Source organism: Xanthomonas euvesicatoria (genome assembly GCF_013112235.1).
In the GTDB taxonomy this organism is placed as follows: Bacteria; Pseudomonadota; Gammaproteobacteria; order Xanthomonadales; family Xanthomonadaceae; genus Xanthomonas; species Xanthomonas euvesicatoria.
The window spans coordinates 1,553,340-1,569,893 of sequence record NZ_JABFFS010000001.1; the positions used below are offsets into that span (position 1 = coordinate 1,553,340).

General features: G+C 66.7%; 16 protein-coding genes and 1 other RNA gene. 10 read left to right on the forward strand and 7 right to left on the reverse strand.

What is annotated here, in order from left to right; translation table 11 throughout:
- Positions 1–75 precede the first annotated feature (75 nt).
- The 5 genes from HLH45_RS06575 (at position 76) to HLH45_RS06595 (ending at position 3,903) form a co-directional block, all read left to right on the forward strand.
- A complete protein-coding gene (locus HLH45_RS06575) occupies positions 76–1,428 on the forward strand; it encodes a 3-carboxy-cis,cis-muconate cycloisomerase (RefSeq protein WP_033479523.1) in 1,353 nt (450 codons plus the stop codon).
- A 10-nt stretch (positions 1,429–1,438) separates the two neighbouring features.
- Positions 1,439–2,221 carry a 3-oxoadipate enol-lactonase gene (gene pcaD / locus HLH45_RS06580; RefSeq protein WP_008578103.1) on the forward strand — a complete coding sequence of 261 codons (783 nt, stop codon included), beginning with the start codon at positions 1,439–1,441 and terminating at the stop codon, positions 2,219–2,221.
- A gap of 26 nt (positions 2,222–2,247) precedes the next feature.
- Entirely contained in the window at positions 2,248–2,661 is a 414-nt protein-coding gene (gene pcaC, locus HLH45_RS06585; protein ID WP_008578104.1) for a 4-carboxymuconolactone decarboxylase, read from the forward strand.
- A gap of 180 nt (positions 2,662–2,841) precedes the next feature.
- Positions 2,842–3,768, forward strand: a complete 927-nt coding sequence (locus tag HLH45_RS06590) for an alpha/beta hydrolase (protein WP_008578105.1) — start codon at positions 2,842–2,844, stop codon at positions 3,766–3,768.
- A gap of 60 nt (positions 3,769–3,828) precedes the next feature.
- Positions 3,829–3,903: non-coding RNA, sX9 sRNA (locus tag HLH45_RS06595), on the forward strand.
- Between the two features lie 224 nt (positions 3,904–4,127).
- Here the strand turns inward: HLH45_RS06595 and HLH45_RS06600 are convergent.
- On the reverse strand, positions 4,128–4,988 hold the full coding sequence (locus HLH45_RS06600) for an IclR family transcriptional regulator domain-containing protein (RefSeq protein ID WP_008578106.1): 861 nt from the start codon (positions 4,986–4,988) through the stop codon (positions 4,128–4,130).
- 148 nt (positions 4,989–5,136) lie between these two features.
- Between HLH45_RS06600 and HLH45_RS06605 the strand changes: the two genes are divergently transcribed.
- Both HLH45_RS06605 and HLH45_RS06610 read left to right on the forward strand, forming a co-directional pair.
- Positions 5,137–5,997 carry a PA4780 family RIO1-like protein kinase gene (locus tag HLH45_RS06605; protein ID WP_008578107.1) on the forward strand — a complete coding sequence of 287 codons (861 nt, stop codon included), beginning with the start codon at positions 5,137–5,139 and terminating at the stop codon, positions 5,995–5,997.
- 254 nt (positions 5,998–6,251) lie between these two features.
- Positions 6,252–7,220 carry an alpha/beta hydrolase gene (locus HLH45_RS06610; RefSeq protein ID WP_008578108.1) on the forward strand — a complete coding sequence of 323 codons (969 nt, stop codon included), beginning with the start codon at positions 6,252–6,254 and terminating at the stop codon, positions 7,218–7,220.
- A 298-nt stretch (positions 7,221–7,518) separates the two neighbouring features.
- Here HLH45_RS06610 and HLH45_RS06615 read toward each other — a convergent pair whose 3' ends face one another.
- From HLH45_RS06615 to HLH45_RS06625, 3 genes are all read right to left on the reverse strand, one after another.
- Entirely contained in the window at positions 7,519–8,199 is a 681-nt protein-coding gene (locus tag HLH45_RS06615; RefSeq protein WP_008578109.1) for a DUF2490 domain-containing protein, read from the reverse strand.
- Positions 8,200–8,437: 238 nt separating this feature from the next.
- A complete protein-coding gene (mnmG, locus tag HLH45_RS06620) occupies positions 8,438–10,342 on the reverse strand; it encodes a tRNA uridine-5-carboxymethylaminomethyl(34) synthesis enzyme MnmG (RefSeq protein ID WP_008578110.1) in 1,905 nt (634 codons plus the stop codon).
- A gap of 572 nt (positions 10,343–10,914) precedes the next feature.
- Positions 10,915–11,355: a hypothetical protein gene (locus tag HLH45_RS06625; RefSeq protein WP_074053265.1), complete on the reverse strand. Its 441-nt coding sequence runs from the start codon at positions 11,353–11,355 to the stop codon at positions 10,915–10,917.
- A gap of 157 nt (positions 11,356–11,512) precedes the next feature.
- Here HLH45_RS06625 and HLH45_RS06630 point away from each other — a divergent pair, with 157 nt between their 5' ends.
- Genes HLH45_RS06630 through HLH45_RS06640 form a run of 3 tightly spaced genes read left to right on the forward strand, consistent with a single transcriptional unit; the run spans position 11,513 to position 13,537 of the window.
- Complete coding sequence (locus tag HLH45_RS06630; protein ID WP_008578111.1) at positions 11,513–12,472, forward strand: pyridoxal-phosphate dependent enzyme; 960 nt, start codon at positions 11,513–11,515, stop codon at positions 12,470–12,472.
- Entirely contained in the window at positions 12,457–13,074 is a 618-nt protein-coding gene (locus HLH45_RS06635; protein ID WP_005912742.1) for a YdcF family protein, read from the forward strand. The genes HLH45_RS06630 and HLH45_RS06635 overlap by 16 nt, the downstream gene beginning before the upstream one ends.
- A 43-nt stretch (positions 13,075–13,117) precedes the next feature.
- Positions 13,118–13,537, forward strand: coding sequence for a nuclear transport factor 2 family protein (locus HLH45_RS06640; protein ID WP_008578113.1), 420 nt, complete (start codon positions 13,118–13,120; stop codon positions 13,535–13,537).
- Positions 13,538–13,638: 101 nt separating this feature from the next.
- On the opposite strand, the gene lpxO is transcribed toward HLH45_RS06640, so the two are convergent.
- The 3 genes from lpxO to HLH45_RS06655 all read right to left on the reverse strand — a co-directional run bounded on the left by lpxO (position 13,639) and on the right by HLH45_RS06655 (position 16,524).
- A complete protein-coding gene (lpxO, locus tag HLH45_RS06645) occupies positions 13,639–14,544 on the reverse strand; it encodes a lipid A hydroxylase LpxO (protein ID WP_008578114.1) in 906 nt (301 codons plus the stop codon).
- Between the two features lie 249 nt (positions 14,545–14,793).
- Positions 14,794–15,678: a malonyl-ACP O-methyltransferase BioC gene (bioC, locus tag HLH45_RS06650; RefSeq protein WP_008578116.1), complete on the reverse strand. Its 885-nt coding sequence runs from the start codon at positions 15,676–15,678 to the stop codon at positions 14,794–14,796.
- Between the two features lie 63 nt (positions 15,679–15,741).
- The gene (locus HLH45_RS06655; protein WP_005912735.1) at positions 15,742–16,524 is read right to left on the reverse strand and encodes an SDR family oxidoreductase; all 783 of its coding nucleotides are present in this window, start codon (positions 16,522–16,524) and stop codon (positions 15,742–15,744) included.
- Positions 16,525–16,554: the final 30 nt, after the last annotated feature.

Sequence of the window (16,554 nt, forward strand, 5' to 3'; positions counted from 1 at the left end):
ATGCATTGCCCTTTGGTCTAGTTGGCACCTTGGTACATCGGTGCGATGCTGCCGGCTCGCCTAGAGATGCAATGCATGAGTGCGACATCTTCGTTGTTGGGATCCTTGTTCGGCGAGCCTGCGTGCGAGGCCTTGTTCGACGATGCCGCGCGCGTGCAGGCGATGCTGCAGTTCGAATCGGCGCTGGCGCGCGCCCAGGCGCAGTGCGGGGTGATTCCCGCGCAGGCCGCGCAGGCCATTGCCGCTGCCTGCGATGTGCAGCACTACGATCTGGCCGCGTTGGCGCAGGCCACGGCGCTGGCCGGCAATCCCGCCATTCCGCTGGTCAAGGCGCTGACCGCGCAGGTGGCCGCGCACGACAACGCCGCCGCGCGCTGGGTGCACTGGGGTGCCACCAGCCAGGACGTCATCGATACCGGCATGGTGCTGCAGCTGCGCGCCGCACTGGATCTGCTGCTGCCGCGTCTGCACGCCCTGTGCGCCGATCTGGCGGTGCTGGCCGAACGCGAGCGCAACACCGGCCTGCCCGGTCGCACCCTGCTGCAGCAGGCCGTGCCGGTCACCTTCGGGCTCAAGGTCGCCGGTTGGCTGGACGCCCTGCAGCGTGCGCAGCGGCGCCTGCACGCCTTGCGGCACGATGCCTTGGTGCTGCAGTTCGGCGGCGCGGCCGGCACCCTGGCCTCGTTGCAGGGCCGTGGCCTGGAAGTGGCGCAGGCGCTGGCGAGCGCCCTGGCGTTGCCGCTGCCCGCGCTGCCCTGGCATACCGCGCGCGACCGCATCGTCGAGGTCGGCTGCGCCTTCGGTCTGCTGGCCGGCACGCTGGGCAAGATCGGCGGCGATGTGGTGTTGCTGATGCAAACGGAGGTGGGCGAAGCGTTCGAGCCGGCCGCCGCCGGCAAAGGTGGCTCCTCGGCGATGCCGCACAAGCGCAATCCGGTCTCCAGCGTGGCAGCCGTGGCTGCGGCCACACGCGTACCGGGCCTGGTCGCCACCTTGTTCAGCGCCATGGCGCAGCCGCACGAGCGCGCAGCCGGGCAATGGCATGCCGAGTGGGACACCTTGCCGCAGATCGTCTGCCTCACCGCCGGTAGCCTGGCGCAGATGCAGCTGTGCCTGTCGGGTCTGGAACTGGATCGCCCACGCATGCAGGCGCATCTGGACAGCCACGGCGGGCTGCTCTACGCCGAGGCGGCCGTGTTCGCGCTTGCGCCACACCTGGGCAAGCCGCAGGCGCACGCCCTGGTGGAACAGGCCGCGCTGCGCGCGCAGGCGCAGCAACGGCATTTGCGCGAGGTGCTTGGCGAGCACGCGCAGGTGAGCGCGGTGCTCACGCACGCGCAACTGCAGGCAGTGTTCGATAGCGCAAGTTGGCGCGGCATGTCCTCGGTGTGGATCGACCGCGTGCTGGCTGGATCTTCTTCCTGTTGACGGTGCCTCGATGGCTTATCTCCAGTTGCCCACGCATCGCCTGCACTACCGCCTGGACGGCACCGAAGGACGCCCCTGGCTGACTTTCTGCAATTCGCTGGGCACCGATCTGCACATGTGGGACGTGCAGCTCGAAGCCTTCGCTCCGCACTACCGCATCCTGCGCTACGACCGCCGCGGCCATGGGTATTCGGAGACGCCGCCCGGCCCGTACAGCGTCGCCGACCTGGGTCAGGACGTGCTGGCACTGTGGGACGCCCTGGAGATCGCGCAAAGCGATTTCTGCGGCCTGTCGATCGGCGGGCTCACCGGCCAGTGGCTGGGCCTGCATGCACCGCAGCGCTTGCGCCGGCTGGTGGTGTGCGCCACCGCGCAGAAGATCGGCAGTGCCGCCGCCTGGGAAACCCGCATCGAACAGGTGCGCAGCGAAGGCCTTCCGACGCTGATCGATGCCACGCTGCAGCGCTGGTTTACCCCCGAATTTGCCATCAGCCATGCGCAGCGCCTGGACATGATCGCTGCTGCCTTCGTATCCACTTCGCCTGCCGGCTACATCGCCTGCTGCCAGGCGGTGGCCGATGCGGACTTCCGCGGCGCATTGGACGGGCTAAGCCTGCCGCTGCTGGCGCTGGCCGGCGACGACGACCCGGTGTGCCCGCCGCCTGACCTGCGCGAGATCGCCTATGCCGCGCCGGATGGGCATTACGCCCAGGTGCCCGGCCGCCACATCTGCAACCTGGAATCGCCGGCCGCGTTCAACCAGGCGGTGCTCGGCTTTCTTCAGGGCCAGTGAGCTTTCCCACCTTGCAAGGACACCCCATGCACGAAGACGAACGTTATCAAGCCGGCATGCGCGAACGCCGACGCGTCCTTGGCGATGCGCACGTCGACCGTGCGCTGGCCGCGCGTAGCGAATTCACCGAAGAATTTCAGGACCTGATCACCCGCTACGCCTGGGGCAGCATCTGGACCCGCGACGGCCTGCCGGCCCACACCCGTTCGCTGATCACCCTGTCGATGATGATCGCGCTAGGCCACGACGAAGAATTCAAGCTGCACGTGCGTGCGGCGCGCAACAACGGCGTCACGCCTGCGCAGATCAAGGAAGTGCTGCTGCAGGCGGCGATCTACTGCGGCGTGCCGGCCGCCAACCACGCGTTCGCGCTGGCCAGGCCGATCCTGGAAGAACAAGCGGCCGACGCCGGCGCAGCCTCGGCGGCGCAACCGCGGTAAGAGTGGTCTCCGGGCGGCGGGCAAACCGACTGCGCTCAGCGTCCGGCGCGCGTGTTCGGTACCCGGTGCGGCGGGGACCACTCGTACACTGCGGTGCCTGGCGCGCCGTCCAAAATCGCCTGCCGACTGCGCGCACACGCGTATTGGCGGCGCTCAGCCCACCGCAACCGGAGACATCGGATGCTGCATCGATTGGTCTGCCTGCTGGTGGTGTCATTGGCAACCGCGGCGCTGCACGCACAACCGCAGCCCGGCCCCGGCACCGTGTTGGCGCAGGTGCGTACCGACGATGGCCAGACGCTGGCGGTGTGGTCGCGCGTGCCCGCGCAGCCACGTGGCACGATCGTGCTGGTGCACGGCCGCACCTGGAGCGCATTGCCCAACTTCGATTTGCAGGTGCCTGGCGAGCCGCGTGACGCGCGCTCTGTCCTTGCAGCGCTCGCGCAAGCCGGGTTTGCCGCGTATGCGGTGGATCTGCGCGGCTACGGTGGCAGCCCACGCGACCGCACGGGCTGGAATACGCCCGCCCGTGCAGTGGCCGATGTCCGCAATGTGCTGGCCTGGGTCGCGCAGACCCATCCCGGCCTGCCGCCCCCGGCATTGCTGGGCTATTCCAACGGCGCGCGGGTGGCGTTGCTGCTCGCGCAGCAGCAACCGCAGGCGATGTCTGCCCTGGTGTTGTTTGGCTTCCCCGATGACGTGGATGCAGCGCCTGCGCCGGCGGTTCCGGCAGATCGGCCCTTGCGCGCACCCACCACGGCCGCTGCGGCCGGTGAGGACTTCATCACCGCCAATGCGGCACCACCGGGCGTGCGTGCGGCTTACGTCGCCCAGGCGCTGGCAGCGGATCCGGTGCGCACCGACTGGCGCGCCATGGAGCAGTTCGCCTTCCATCCCGAGCAAGTCGCGACGGTGCCGGTCTTGCTGTTGCGCGGCGTCGACGACCCGATCGCCACCCAGGCAGACAACGCGCATCTCTACGCACGCCTGCGCAGCGAAGATCGCAGCTGGGTGACCCTGCCGCACGCCGACCACGTGGCCCAGGTCGAAGACAGCCACGCAGCGTGGGTGGATGCGGTAGTGAGCTTTCTGCGCCGGCCGCGCTAGGAGCCGTCAACAAAAGACTGCGCGGCCGTCAGGCGGGCGTGGTCGGTGCCCGGTGCGGCATTGCAACCTCGTGCATTGCGGTTCCTGTGCGTCATCCGCATCCATCTGCCGACTGCTCGCTACGTCTTGTTTGCCGCCTGGGTCGGGACGCGTGCAACAGCAAGTGGCGATCAATTCGAACAGGCCTGGCCTGGCGCTTTGCGATGTGCAGCCTCGCATGCACGTCGGGCACGCCCGCAATGCGTGGACGCGATTGCTTTTGACCTCTGCCAGCCACCACTGCGCCACTAGCGCTTATGCAGCACAGGGGCAGGTCGGATGCCCCGCGAGCGACGCCCGCGCCAACGCAAGGTGCTGCACTAACTCAGCAAGGTTCCCAGCCGCTGCGCCGCCTGCTTCAGCGGTTCCAGCAACTGCGTTTGCATCGTCTGCAGGCTCACCCGCCCGGCCTGGGCGCCAATGTTGAGCGCGGCGATCACCTCGCCGCGCAGGTTGCGCACCGGCACGGCGATCGAGCGCAGGCCGATTTCCAGTTCCTGATCGGTCAGGCACATGCCTTCGCGGCGCGTGCGCGCCAGCACCTCCAGCAGCGCCGAGGCCTGGGTCACCGTGCGGTCGGTCCGCGGACGCAAGGTGGTGCGTTCCAGATACGCCTGCAAGGTGTCGCCGGGCAGGGCGGCCAGCAACACCCGCCCCATCGAGGTGCAGTAGGCCGGCAGCCGCGTCCCCGGGCGCAGCCCGATCGACATGATGCGCACCGTTTCCGAGCGCGCCACGTACAGCAGATCGTCGCCATCCAGCACGCCCAGCGAACACGATTCGTGCAGTTGGTCGCGCAGCCCGTCCAGGACCGGCTGTGCGGCCGCGGTCATCGATGAAGACGCCGCGTACGCGCCGCCGATGCCCAGCACGCGCGGCAGCAACACGTAGCCACGTCCTTGCTCGCCCACATAGCCCAGCTTGGCCAGCGTATGCAGCACGCGCCGGACGGCTGCGCGCGAGATGCCGGTTTCCAGGCTGATCTGCGACATCGTCACTTCGCGCGCATGCTGCGCGAACACGCTCAGCACCACCAGCCCGCGCCCCAGCGAGGTCATGAAGTCCGGATCGCCCTGGGCGGCGGCGATCTGCTGCATCAGCTCATGCGGCAGGCCGCGATCGCTGCCGGCCGCAACCACGGCGGCGGGACGTTTGCGGCGGCTGGAGGCGGGCTCGGGCATAGGAGTGCGGCAGCGGACAGGTCCGTGCATGGTAAGCGCTCGCGCCATGGCATGCCCCGGCTCACACTCTGTGCGTGGGCATGTAAGCGCTTCACCCTGCTTGCCGCATAATCGCCGCTGGTTTGTGACGGATCGGTGCGCTTAGTCCATGAAAACCCCCAACGGCCTGCAGCCGCTGATCGACGACGGCGTCATCGACGAAGTGTTGCGACCACTGAAGAGCGGCAAGGAAGCATCCGTCTACGTCGTGAGCGCAGGCGCCGAGATCCTGTGCGCCAAGGTCTACAAGGACATGGCGCAACGCAGTTTCCAGGCGCGCGTGCAGTACCAGGAAGGCCGCAAGGTGCGTGGCAGCCGTCAGGCCCGCGCGATGGGCAAGGCCACCAAGTTCGGCCGCAAGGAAGCTGAAACCGCCTGGAAGAACACCGAAGCCGACGCGCTCTATCAACTGGTGGATGCCGGGGTGCATGTGCCCAAACCGCGCGGTTACTTCCACGGCGTGCTGCTGATGGATCTGGTCACCGATGACGCCGGTCACAGCGCACCGCGGCTGGGCGAGGTGGACCTGGAACCCGAGCAGGCGCGCGCCTTCCACACCAGCCTGATCGGCGATGTGGTCAAGATGCTGTCGCTGGGCCTGGTGCACGGCGATCTGTCCGAATACAACGTGCTGGTTTCGCCCGATGGCCCGGTGGTGATCGACTTTCCGCAGGTGGTCAGTGCCGCTGGCAACAATGCCGCGCGCGACATGCTGCTGCGCGATGTGCACAACCTGCGCGACTGCCTGGGCCGTTTCGCGCCCGAGCTGCTGGACACCCATTACGGCGAAGAGATGTGGGCGCTGTTCGAAAAGGGCGAACTGCGCCCGGACAGCGTGCTCACCGGGCGGTTCAAATTCGACACCCGCCGCGCCGATGTACGCGCCGTCCGTGCCTCGATCGAAGATGCGCGCCAGGAAAACCTCATTCGCCAGCAAGGCCGCGAAGCGGCTGCCGAAGACAACGACTAGGAAGCGCCAACAGGCCGCAGCAGCAGCGCATTGGTTGCGATGCAGCGCAGCAAATTCAGCGCGCACGCTGCAGTCATTGCGACATCGCCGAGCGGCCAATCTGCGCGTGTGCGGCCATTTTTTCCAGCAATTTTGGGCTTTTTTGCGTACGTGCCCGGACCACCGGCCTTTTTGTCGGTACTGATTAACGATTTGAATAGTGATGGTTCATAACAATCTGGCAAGCTCGACCATCGCTTATCGGAGAGTTCGTCATGTCGTTTGATCCTGATGTCGTGCGTCTGTTCGCCCAGCTTCAAGAGGCGGCGCAGCCGCCCATGGAAACCCTGCCGATCGAAGGCGCGCGCGCGATGATGCGCGCGGTGGGCGCGCAGTTCGGTTTCCCGCGCATCGAGATGGCCGAGGTACGCGATCTGCAGGCCGAGGCCGCCACCGGTGCAGTGCCTTTGCGCTTGTATCGCCCCACGGGGGTCGCGGCCGGCCCGGCCCCGACCTGCCTGTTCGTGCACGGCGGCGGCGGTCTGGTGGGCGATCTGGAATCGCATGACGATGTGTGCCGGCAACTGGCGGCGCGTGCTGGCTGTCAGGTGTTGGCGATCCATTACCGTCTGGCCCCCGAGCATCCGGCGCCGGCCGGCGTGGAAGATGTCATCGCGACGTTGCATTGGTTGGTTGCGCACCCGGACACGGTCGGCGCCGATGTGCAGCGCCTTGCTGTCTGCGGCGACAGTATCGGCGGCGCCATGGCCGCGGTTGCCGCACTGGCCGCGCGCGATGCCGGCATCGCCTTGCGTTGCCAGCTGCTGGTCTATCCGCTGACCGACGCGCGCCAGGACAGCGGCGTGTATCCATCGCGCTCGCTCAATGCCGGCCTGCCACCGTTGACTGCGGCAGCGGTGGAATTCTTCAACCGCCATCTGCTGCCCGACATGGCGGTGGCCAACGACTGGCGTGTCTCGCCGATGCTGGCGCCGGATGTCGCCGGCGTTGCGCCTGCGCTGGTCGTGGTCTGCGACCGCGACATGCTGTACGACGAAGGCCGCGCCTATGCCGAGCGCCTGCGTGCGGCGGGAGTGGAGGTCACCCTGCATAGTTTCCCGGGCATGATCCACGGCTTCATCAACATGGGCAGCGTCTTGCGTGCCGCCGGTGAAACGCTGGACCTGGCGGCGTTGACGCTACGCCAGCGCCTGCTGCCCGCGATCGAACGCAGGGCCGCCTGACAGCCTGCGGCAGCCGTGCCGAGGCACGCGCTGCCGCACCTGTGGCGGTGTCACTGCAGCGTCGGGGCATGTGTCACCGCGTGCGGGCTCGCCTCGCAAAAAGAACACCTGGGTGCAGCCGTGCGCCGGCAGCTGTGTGGGCGCCAAGGGCGCTGTGCACCACGCGAACCGTCACGGTCGTCATCGGTGGCTCGTCGGCAACCCGCAGGTCCTATCGAAACCAGTCAGCATGGCGCCGGGGTCGATTGAACGCAGCGCTTTCAACTTCGCCCTGCATTGGCCCACGCGCACGTGATGCTCAAAAATTGAAGCGGAACGTGGTCATCAGGACGTGGTTTTCCCGATCCACCGTACGCGTGTTGACGAACTGATTCAGGTAACCGACATCGGCGTTGGCAATGGCATTGAATTTCCAGTTGATGCCGACAAACACCCGGTTCTGATCGAGACCGCGTTGTGCGCCCCATCGGGTCTGATCCAGATTGACGAACACTTCGTTGAACGCCACCCACGACAATTGCGGACTGAACCCGCTGGGGCGCACCGCGCGGATCATCTGCCGCACGCGATACCCTTCATCGCTGAAGCCTTCGCGGTGACGCTGTTCCAGGCGCGTGCGGCTGGTAACGGTGATCTCGGCGATCGGATCGAATTGATATTGAAATTGCCCCCACCAGCGATTCTCGCGGTTGGATGGCTGCCCGGCCGGATGGCTGATGATGGTGTCGTAACCCATCCAGACACTGGCCTTGGGATTGAGCCGATAGAACACGGCAGGGCGCAAGATCAGTTGATCGAACTGTTCGCCTTCCTCGCGCCAGCGCGGATGCACATCCATGCTCCAGTACAGGTTTTCGACCGGCAGCTTGCCTTGCGCGTAGACGCTCAGCCAGTAACGCCCGTCTTCTTCGGTCCTGGCATGCGCCGGCCAACTGCATGCCAGGGTCAACAGCAGCAGGGCGCAGGCGCTGCGAAACATCGCCGGCAATAACGTGCGAGATGCGTTCATGTGTCGAAATGTGTCGTCGTTGGCAAATCATAGCAATAACGCTTGAGTCCGCTTCGACCGTTCGGTCGGCTCAGGTCGCCTTTGCTCGCCCGCATGTTCGCTAATCGGCACACGCCATCGTTTCGCGATGACTGGCGCGCTCACGGCTGCCTTCAGAGGGATGGATGGCCCGGCGATCGCTGCCGACGGGCAGCGATCGTCGCGTCGATCACGCCACCTGGCTGCGTCGCGCGCGCTCCAGATGCACCAGCAGCAGCGAGATCGCCGCCGGCGTCATGCCGGGAATCCGTTGTGCCTGGCCGATGTGCTGGGGACGCACGCGTTCGAGTTTCTGTTGCACCTCGATCGACAGACCACGCACGCTGGCGTAATCGAAACCGTCCGGGATCGGCGTGGTTTCGTGACGTTGCTGACGCGCGATATCGTCGCGCTGGCGATCCAGATAACCGGCGTACTTGACGCTGATCTCGACCTGCTCGGCCACCTGCGCATCATCCACGCCCGGGCCCAGGGTCGGCACCCGCATCAAGGTGGCGTAGGTGAGCTCCGGGCGCTTGATCAGATCCAGCACGTTGGTTTCGCGGCTGACCGTCACGCCCAGCGCGTCTGCCACCTCGCGGCCCAGCGCATTGCCCGGTGTCGCCCAAAGCGCCGACAACCGCGTCGTTTCGCGTTGCACGGCCTCCTGCTTGGCCGCAAAGCGCGCCCAGCGCGCGTCGTCCACCAGGCCCATCGCACGCCCGACGCCGGTCAGCCGCGCATCGGCATTGTCCTCGCGAAGCTGCAAGCGGTATTCGGCGCGGCTGGTGAACATGCGATACGGCTCGGTGGTGCCGTGGGTAATGAGATCGTCCACCAGCACGCCCAGGTAGGCCTCGTCGCGGCGCGGCGACCACGCCGGCAGCCCCTGCACGTGGCGCGCTGCGTTGAGTCCGGCCAGCAGACCCTGGGCGGCCGCCTCTTCGTAACCGGTCGTGCCGTTGATCTGCCCGGCGAAGAACAGCCCGCCCACCGTCTTGGTCTCCAGCGAGGCCTTGAGCCCGCGCGGGTCGAAGAAGTCGTATTCGATGGCGTAGCCGGGGCGGGTGATGTGCGCGTTCGCAAAGCCGTGGATCGAGCGCACCAGCGCCAGCTGCACATCGAACGGCAGCGAGGTGGAAATACCGTTGGGATAGATCTCGGCCACCTCCAGCCCTTCGGGTTCGACGAAGATCTGGTGGCTGGTCTTCTCGGCAAAACGCACCACCTTGTCTTCGATCGACGGGCAGTAGCGCGGGCCGATGCCTTCGATCTGCCCCGAATACAGCGGCGAGCGGTGCAGCGCGTTGCGAATGATCTCGTGGGTCTGTTCGGTGGTCTGGGTGATCCAGCAGCTGACCTGGCGCGGATGGTCGCTGACCTGGCCCATGAACGACATCACCGGCAATGGGTCGTCGCCGGGTTGCTCGGCCATCACGCCGTAATCGAGGGTGCGCCCGTCGATCCGCGGCGGGGTGCCGGTCTTGAGCCGGTCGATCGCGAACGGGCGCTCGCGCAGGCGCGCGGCCAGCGTGGTGGCCGGCGGGTCGCCCATGCGCCCGGCCGCGTACTGGGTTTCGCCGACATGGATCTTGCCGGCCAGGAACGTACCGGCGGTCAGCACCACCGAAGGCGCTTGGAAACGCAGCCCGGTCTGGGTGATGACGCCGCGCACGCTGTCGGCTTCGGACGTGCCGTTGTGGATGATCAGGTCGTCCACTGCCGCCTGGAAGACGGTCAGGTTGGGCTGGGCCTCGACGATGCAGCGGATCGCAGTGCGGTACAGGTTGCGATCGGCCTGGCAGCGCGTGGCACGCACTGCCGGCCCCTTGGAGGCGTTGAGCGTGCGCCACTGGATGCCGGCCAGATCCGCGGCGCGTGCCATCGCCCCGCCGAGTGCGTCGATCTCCTTGACCAGGTGGCCCTTGCCGATCCCGCCGATGGCGGGGTTACAGCTCATCGCGCCCACCGTCTCGATGTTGTGGGTGAGCAACAAGGTGCGCGCCCCTGTGCGTGCAGACGCCAGGGCGGCCTCGGTGCCGGCATGACCGCCACCGATCACGATGACGTCGTAGCGATAGAAGGAGTCGGACATGGGCGTGGACCAGGAGCGGGAAAAGGAAAACGGCCGCGAAAGTATCGGCTGAAGGGCGGGCGAGGTCACTCGTTCGCTATAAATTGTGATGAAAATCACAATTTACGTACGTGACCCTCAAGTTGGCATGTTTCGTGCGGATATCTCTACTGCACCCGTCGTGGCATTGCGACATGGGCGCAAAGGCTGGAATTGGAACAGGGGCCAGCCGCGCGTGCGATGGGGTAGCGTAAGGGTCGGTAGTCGGGGGACTGCCGACCCTTATTTTTTTTAAGGTTTCTGCGAAATGGCGCACGCGCCCGTTCCGCTGCAGCCTGCTTGGCAACCGTCGAAACAAAAACAGAAAGCCCCGGCATGCCGGGGCTTTCTGTGTTGTAGGCGCCGATATCCGACAGGGCCGGAACAGGGGGGATCCAGATTTCCCTGTCGGACATCGACATAAGTCGTCAGTGGGGCTGGCCCGGTCAAAAAATGACGTGGCGGGTCACACAGAGCACCTAGCTTGCGGCCAATCGTCAGCTGAACGCAAGCCCCCAATGTCGCCAAGTGTGGGCCAGGTCGCAGTCAGCCTCTTACGGAATCTGTTCGCGTGTGTTGCGCGGCGCGGTTTGCCGCTGGATCTCGCGAATGACGCGCGGCGGCGCGCCGGTTGCCGGCGGGCGATTGGGTTGCTGCGGCCGCGAGCCGCCGGGGCGCTGCCCGTTGTTGAACGAGCCGTTCGGGCGCGGCGGACGGTACTGCGGACGGCGATCGTACTGCCGGTAGTAGTAGCCGCCACCACCGCGATAGACCGGATACACAGGGTAGTCGTACAGGCCGATCGACCCGGCGCCATACCCATATGGCAAACCATACGGATTGCCGTAGAAGTACGGGGAGTAGCCGGGCGGATAGCGATACTGCACGGCAGGCGCACCACGGTAATAGCCGCCCGACCCACCGCCGGTGTAGTCGTAGGTTGCGCAGCCGCCCAGGGCCAAGAGCCCGGCGGCGAAGATCAGACGGAATTTCATGGATGGTGCCCTCCTGCAACCATGATGCCACTGTCGAACCGATGCATTGAATCGGTCCTTAATTGTGCGGCATTGCGATGCTTTGTCATCGATCCAGCATGCGCGGCGGCACTGCGTGCGACCCGTGAAGAGGAGGCGATACGTTAATCTTGCAGGCATGATCGAGACGGTCCCCCTTGCCCATTCCGACGTCCTGCAGGCCGCTGCGCGGATTGCGCCGCACTGCGCGCCGACACCGTTGCTGACATCGCACAGTCTGGACGCGCTCAGCAGTGCGCAGTTGTTCTTCAAGGCCGAGCATTTGCAGCGCAGTGGCGCATTCAAGTTCCGCGGTGCCTGCAATGCCGTGTGGTCGCTGCCGGATGAGCTGGCTGCGCATGGTGTGGTCACGCATTCCTCCGGCAACCACGGCGCGGCGCTGGCGCTTGCCGCACGCACGCGCGGCATCGGCTGCCATGTGGTGGTGCCCGAGGGCGCGGTGGCGGCCAAGCTGGCCAATATCTCCCGGAACGGCGCCACGTTGTGGCGTTGCGCGCCGACCATCGCGGCGCGGGAACAGATGTGCGCCGAGGTGCAGGCCGGCAGCGGCGCCACGCTGGTGCACCCGTATACCGATCGTGCAGTGATCGCCGGGCAGGGCACCGCCACGCTGGAGCTGCTGCACCAAAGCGGCGGGCTGGATGTGCTGGTGGCGCCGGTCGGCGGTGGTGGGCTGGCGGCCGGCGCCGCACTGGCGCTGCAATCCTCGCCGGACTGCGAGCTGGTACTGGCCGAGCCGGCCGGCGCAGCCGACACCGCGCGTTCGCTGGCGGCCGGGCAGCGGCTGGTCGATTTCGTGCCGGACACCATTTGCGATGGCCTGCGCGGCACCTTGGGCGCGCCCAACTTCGCAGTGCTGCAGCGCGCCGGGGCACAGGTGATCACGGTGGACGATGCGGCGGTCGTCCAGGCGATGCGGCTGGTCTGGCAGTTGCTCAAGCAAGTGGTCGAGCCGTCTTCGGCGATCGCCCTGGCCGCGGTCCTGGCCCAGCCGGCACGGTTTGCCGGGCGGCGGGTGGGGCTGATCCTGTCCGGCGGCAATGTCGATCTGGATGCCTTGCCTTGGGCCGCGGCGTGAGCAGGCGCTCACGCGGGCTCGGCCTGTGGGGCTGGGGCTGGCGGTTGTGCATGCTGGCGCTGATCTGGCTGGTGGCCGTGGCAGGCTGGATCGTGTGGATCGGCGACCGCGATCAGGCCGCACCGGCCGATGTGATCATCGTGCTGGGTGCGGCCGCCTACGATGCGCGCCCTTCGCCGGTGTTCGAAGAACGCATCCGGCACGCATTGGACCTGTACGCGCAGGGCTATGCGCCGCGGCTGTTGTTCACCGGTGGCTTCGGCAACGGCGCACGCTTTGCCGAATCGCAGGTGGCTCGACGCTACGCGCTGCGCCACGGCATTCCGCCGGAAGCCATCGTGATCGAAACCACCTCGCGCACCACCCGGCAGAACCTGGAACAGGCGCGCACGCTGATGGAGCGGCACGGCCTGCATCGGGCGATCATCGTCAGCGACCCACTGCACATGGCGCGCGCGCTGCGGCTGAGCCAGGAACTGGGTATCGACGCGCTGGCTTCGTCCACGCCGAGCACGCGGTTTCGCAGCTTCCACACCAGCTGGCGCTTCCTGTTGCAGGAGGTGTACTACTTCCACCGCGATCTGGTGGTGCAAGGGCCGTGACCGCAGGCCTATGATGCGGCTTTCCCAGCGGGCAGGTTCGAGCATGAGCGAGACCCATCGGCAACACGCCATTGGCCTGGTGCAGGCCTACTACGCAGCATTCAACCGTGGCGATTGGGACGGCATGTTGGCGTTTCTGGCCGAGGACGTCGCCCACGACCTCAATCAAGGTCCGCGCGAAATCGGCCGCAACGCATTCGCCGCGTTCCTGCAGCGCATGAACGACAGCTACCGCGAGCAATTGCGCGATGTGGTCGTCATCGCCAACGACGATGGCACCCGGGTCGGTGCCGAGTACGTGGTGCATGGCGTCTATCACACCACCGACGAAGGCCTGCCGGAGGCCAACGGGCAGACCTATGTGCTGGTGGGCGGTGCGTTCTTCGACGTGCGCGGCGACAAGATCACCCGCGTGACCAACTACTACAACCTGCAGGAATGGATTGCGCAGGTATCGCGCTGAGCGCCTCGACCAGCGCTGCGTAACAGCGCACCTGGGTGCGATGAAGCGTTATCGACGACGACGCTCGCGCCCGGGTGCGCTTCTACGCGGGTAGGCGGGAATTACAGCAACACGATCCCGACCACCACCAGGATGAAGATGCTCCACTTGAGCACCTGGTACAGCGGGTTGTTGCGTTCCTTCAGCGCCTTGGCCTTGAGGCGGGCGGCGTAGAAATAGCGGAACACGCGATTGATGCCGCCGGTCTTGTCGCCTTCCTGATTGGGCGAGGCGCCGGCCGAGAGCAGGCTGCGGCCGACGAAGCGGTTCACCGCCGCCGCCCAGCGCCAACGCATCGGGCGTTCGATATCGCAGAACAGGATGATGCGGTCCTGGTCGGTGTCGTTGCGCGCGTAATGGATATAGGTCTCGTCGAACATGGTCCACTCGCCATCGCGCCAGCTGTGGCGCTGGCCGTCGACGTCGATGAAGCAACGGTCGTCGTTCGGTGTGGCCAGGCCCAGGTGCAGGCGCATGGAGCCGGCGAACGGGTCGCGGTGCGGGCGAAGTTCGCTGCCCGGCGGCAGCTCGGCGAACATCGCGGCCTTGACCGTGGGAATGGATTTCAGCAAGGCGGTGGTCTGCGGACACAATTCGGCGGCAGACGGATGCGCGGTGCCGTACCACTTCAGATAGAAGCGCTTCCAGCCACGCCGGAAGAACGAATTGAAGCCGATGTCGGTATAGCCTTCGGCAGCGCGGATCTTCTGCATCTGCTGCAACGCCACCGCTTCGTCGCGGATCAGTGGCCAGCTCGCGCGCAGCGGCGCCAGCTCGGGAAATTCCTTGCCCGGGTCGATGAACGGGGTGGTCGGCACCCGCGAACACAGGTACATCAGTGTGTTGATGGGGGCCATGAAGGTGGAATGGTCCAGCAACTGCCGGCTGAGCCGGTGCCGCACGCGACCGCGATAATGGATGTAGAGCGCCGATGCGATGAACAGCGCGATGAGGAGCCACTTCAACATGAGGGAGGCCGATTGGGGGCGGGGGGCCGCAAACGTGAGAGTGGCTGCCAAGAAACGCACGCAGCACTGCTGCGTCGTGTCGGTAGCCACCATCGAACAAGGTAAGCCGCAACGAAGGAAGTGCGGCCGGTCACTTCAGAATTCTAGCAAGTGTCACCGCCGAGCCTGACCGCTGAGCAGTGGCATGGGCGCAATACGCTGTGTCTCACCGGCAGTGGATGCGCGCGGACCGGCGTTCTGCACCGCCGTTCAGTCGATGCGGCGGCGGATCGGGATGGCGCTGACCGGCACGCTGGCGACCTCATGCCCGTGTTCGCGGATGGGCGCGCCCGGCGCCGGTGCCCAGGCATGGGCGTAGATCACTTCCCAGGAGCTGGGCAGGGTGCCGTCCGGTCGCCGCAGCGGTTCGTAGGCCGCGCTGGCGGCCGCGAAGCGACCGCGTCCGGTCAGGGTGGCGCGGCGGTTGCTGAGTGCATTGGTTGCCCCCATCGCACGCAGCTCACGCATCAGTGCGGGCAGGTCGTTGTAGGTCAGGGTGAACAGGTCGCGGTCCAGCACCGGGTCGCGGAACCCGGACATCAGCAGGGCATCGCCGAATTGGGCGATCGGCGGAAAGCGGCTGACGTGCGGGGCCGGGTCGGTCTGCGCAAAGGCCTCGCGCAATTCGATCAGCGTTTCCGGGCCGAAGGTGGAACACAGCAGCAACCCGCCCGGGCGCAGCGCGCGACGGAAACCGGCGAACACGGCCGGCAGGTCTTCCACCCACTGCAGGCACAGATTGCTGAAGATCACATCCACGCTGCCGTCGGCAACCGGTAGCGCGCGCGCATCGGCACACACCTGCGTGAACGGCTTCCACCAGCCTGCGGCCTTGCGCGCCTGGCGAAGCATCGGCATGGCCTGATCCAGCGCGATCACCTGTGCCTTGGGCCAGCGCTTCTTGATTGCAGCGCTGGCATGGCCGGGGCCGGCGCCGACATCCAGCACCACCTTGGGCACCTGCTCGCCCAGGTAGTCGAGGGATTCGAGCAGGCGGGCTTCCGCTTCGCTTTGAAGCGCGGCGGCGGCGGTATAGGTGCTGGCGGCACGCGCAAAGGCGCGCCGGACGTGGCGGGGATCGAAAGTACTGGTCATGGCAAGGCTATTGTCGCCCCTGGCAGGGGCGGAGGGAATCGATCGGGCGTGCAAGGCGCCGCGCTAGAACGTGCCGGGATAGCTGCCGCCATCGATCAACAGATTCTGTCCGGTGATATAGCCGGCCTGCGCGCTGCACAGAAAGGCGCAGGCCGCGCCGAACTCGTCCGGCTCGCCAAAACGCGCCGCCGGAATGCCCGCACGCTTGCGTTCGGCGACCTCGTCGGCGCTGCTGCCCTGTTGCTGCGCGATGGCGGCGAAGTTGCCGCGCAAGCGGTCGGTGACGAACTGCCCAGGCAGCAGGTTGTTGATGGTGACGTTGTCGGCCACGGTGCTGCGCGCGAGCCCGGCGACGAAACCGGTCAGGCCGGCGCGCGCGCCATTGGACAGGCCGAGGATGTCGATCGGCGCCTTCACCGCGCTGGAGGTGATGTTGACGATGCGGCCGAAGCGGCGTGCGCGCATGCCATCGACGGTGGCGCGGATCAGTTCGATCGGCGCCAGCATGTTGGCGTCCAGCGCGCGCAACCAGTCGGCGCGTTCCCACTGGCGGAAATCGCCCGGCGGCGGGCCGCCCGCGTTGTTGATCAGGATGTCGACCTGCGGACAGGCCGCAAGTGCGGCGCTGCGTCCTTCCGGCGTGGCGATATCGGCAACCACGCTGCGCACCTGGCCAGCGCCGGGCAGTGCGCGCAAGGCGTCGGCGGCGTGCTCCAGTGCCTCACGGCCGCGCGCGGCGATCACCACATTGGCGCCTTCGCCGGCCAATGCACGTGCGCAGCCCAAACCCAGCCCTTTGCTTGCGGCGCAGACCAACGCCCAGCGGCCAGCGATTCCCAGATCCATGCGAGATGTCCCTCGATCAGCGATGTCGCA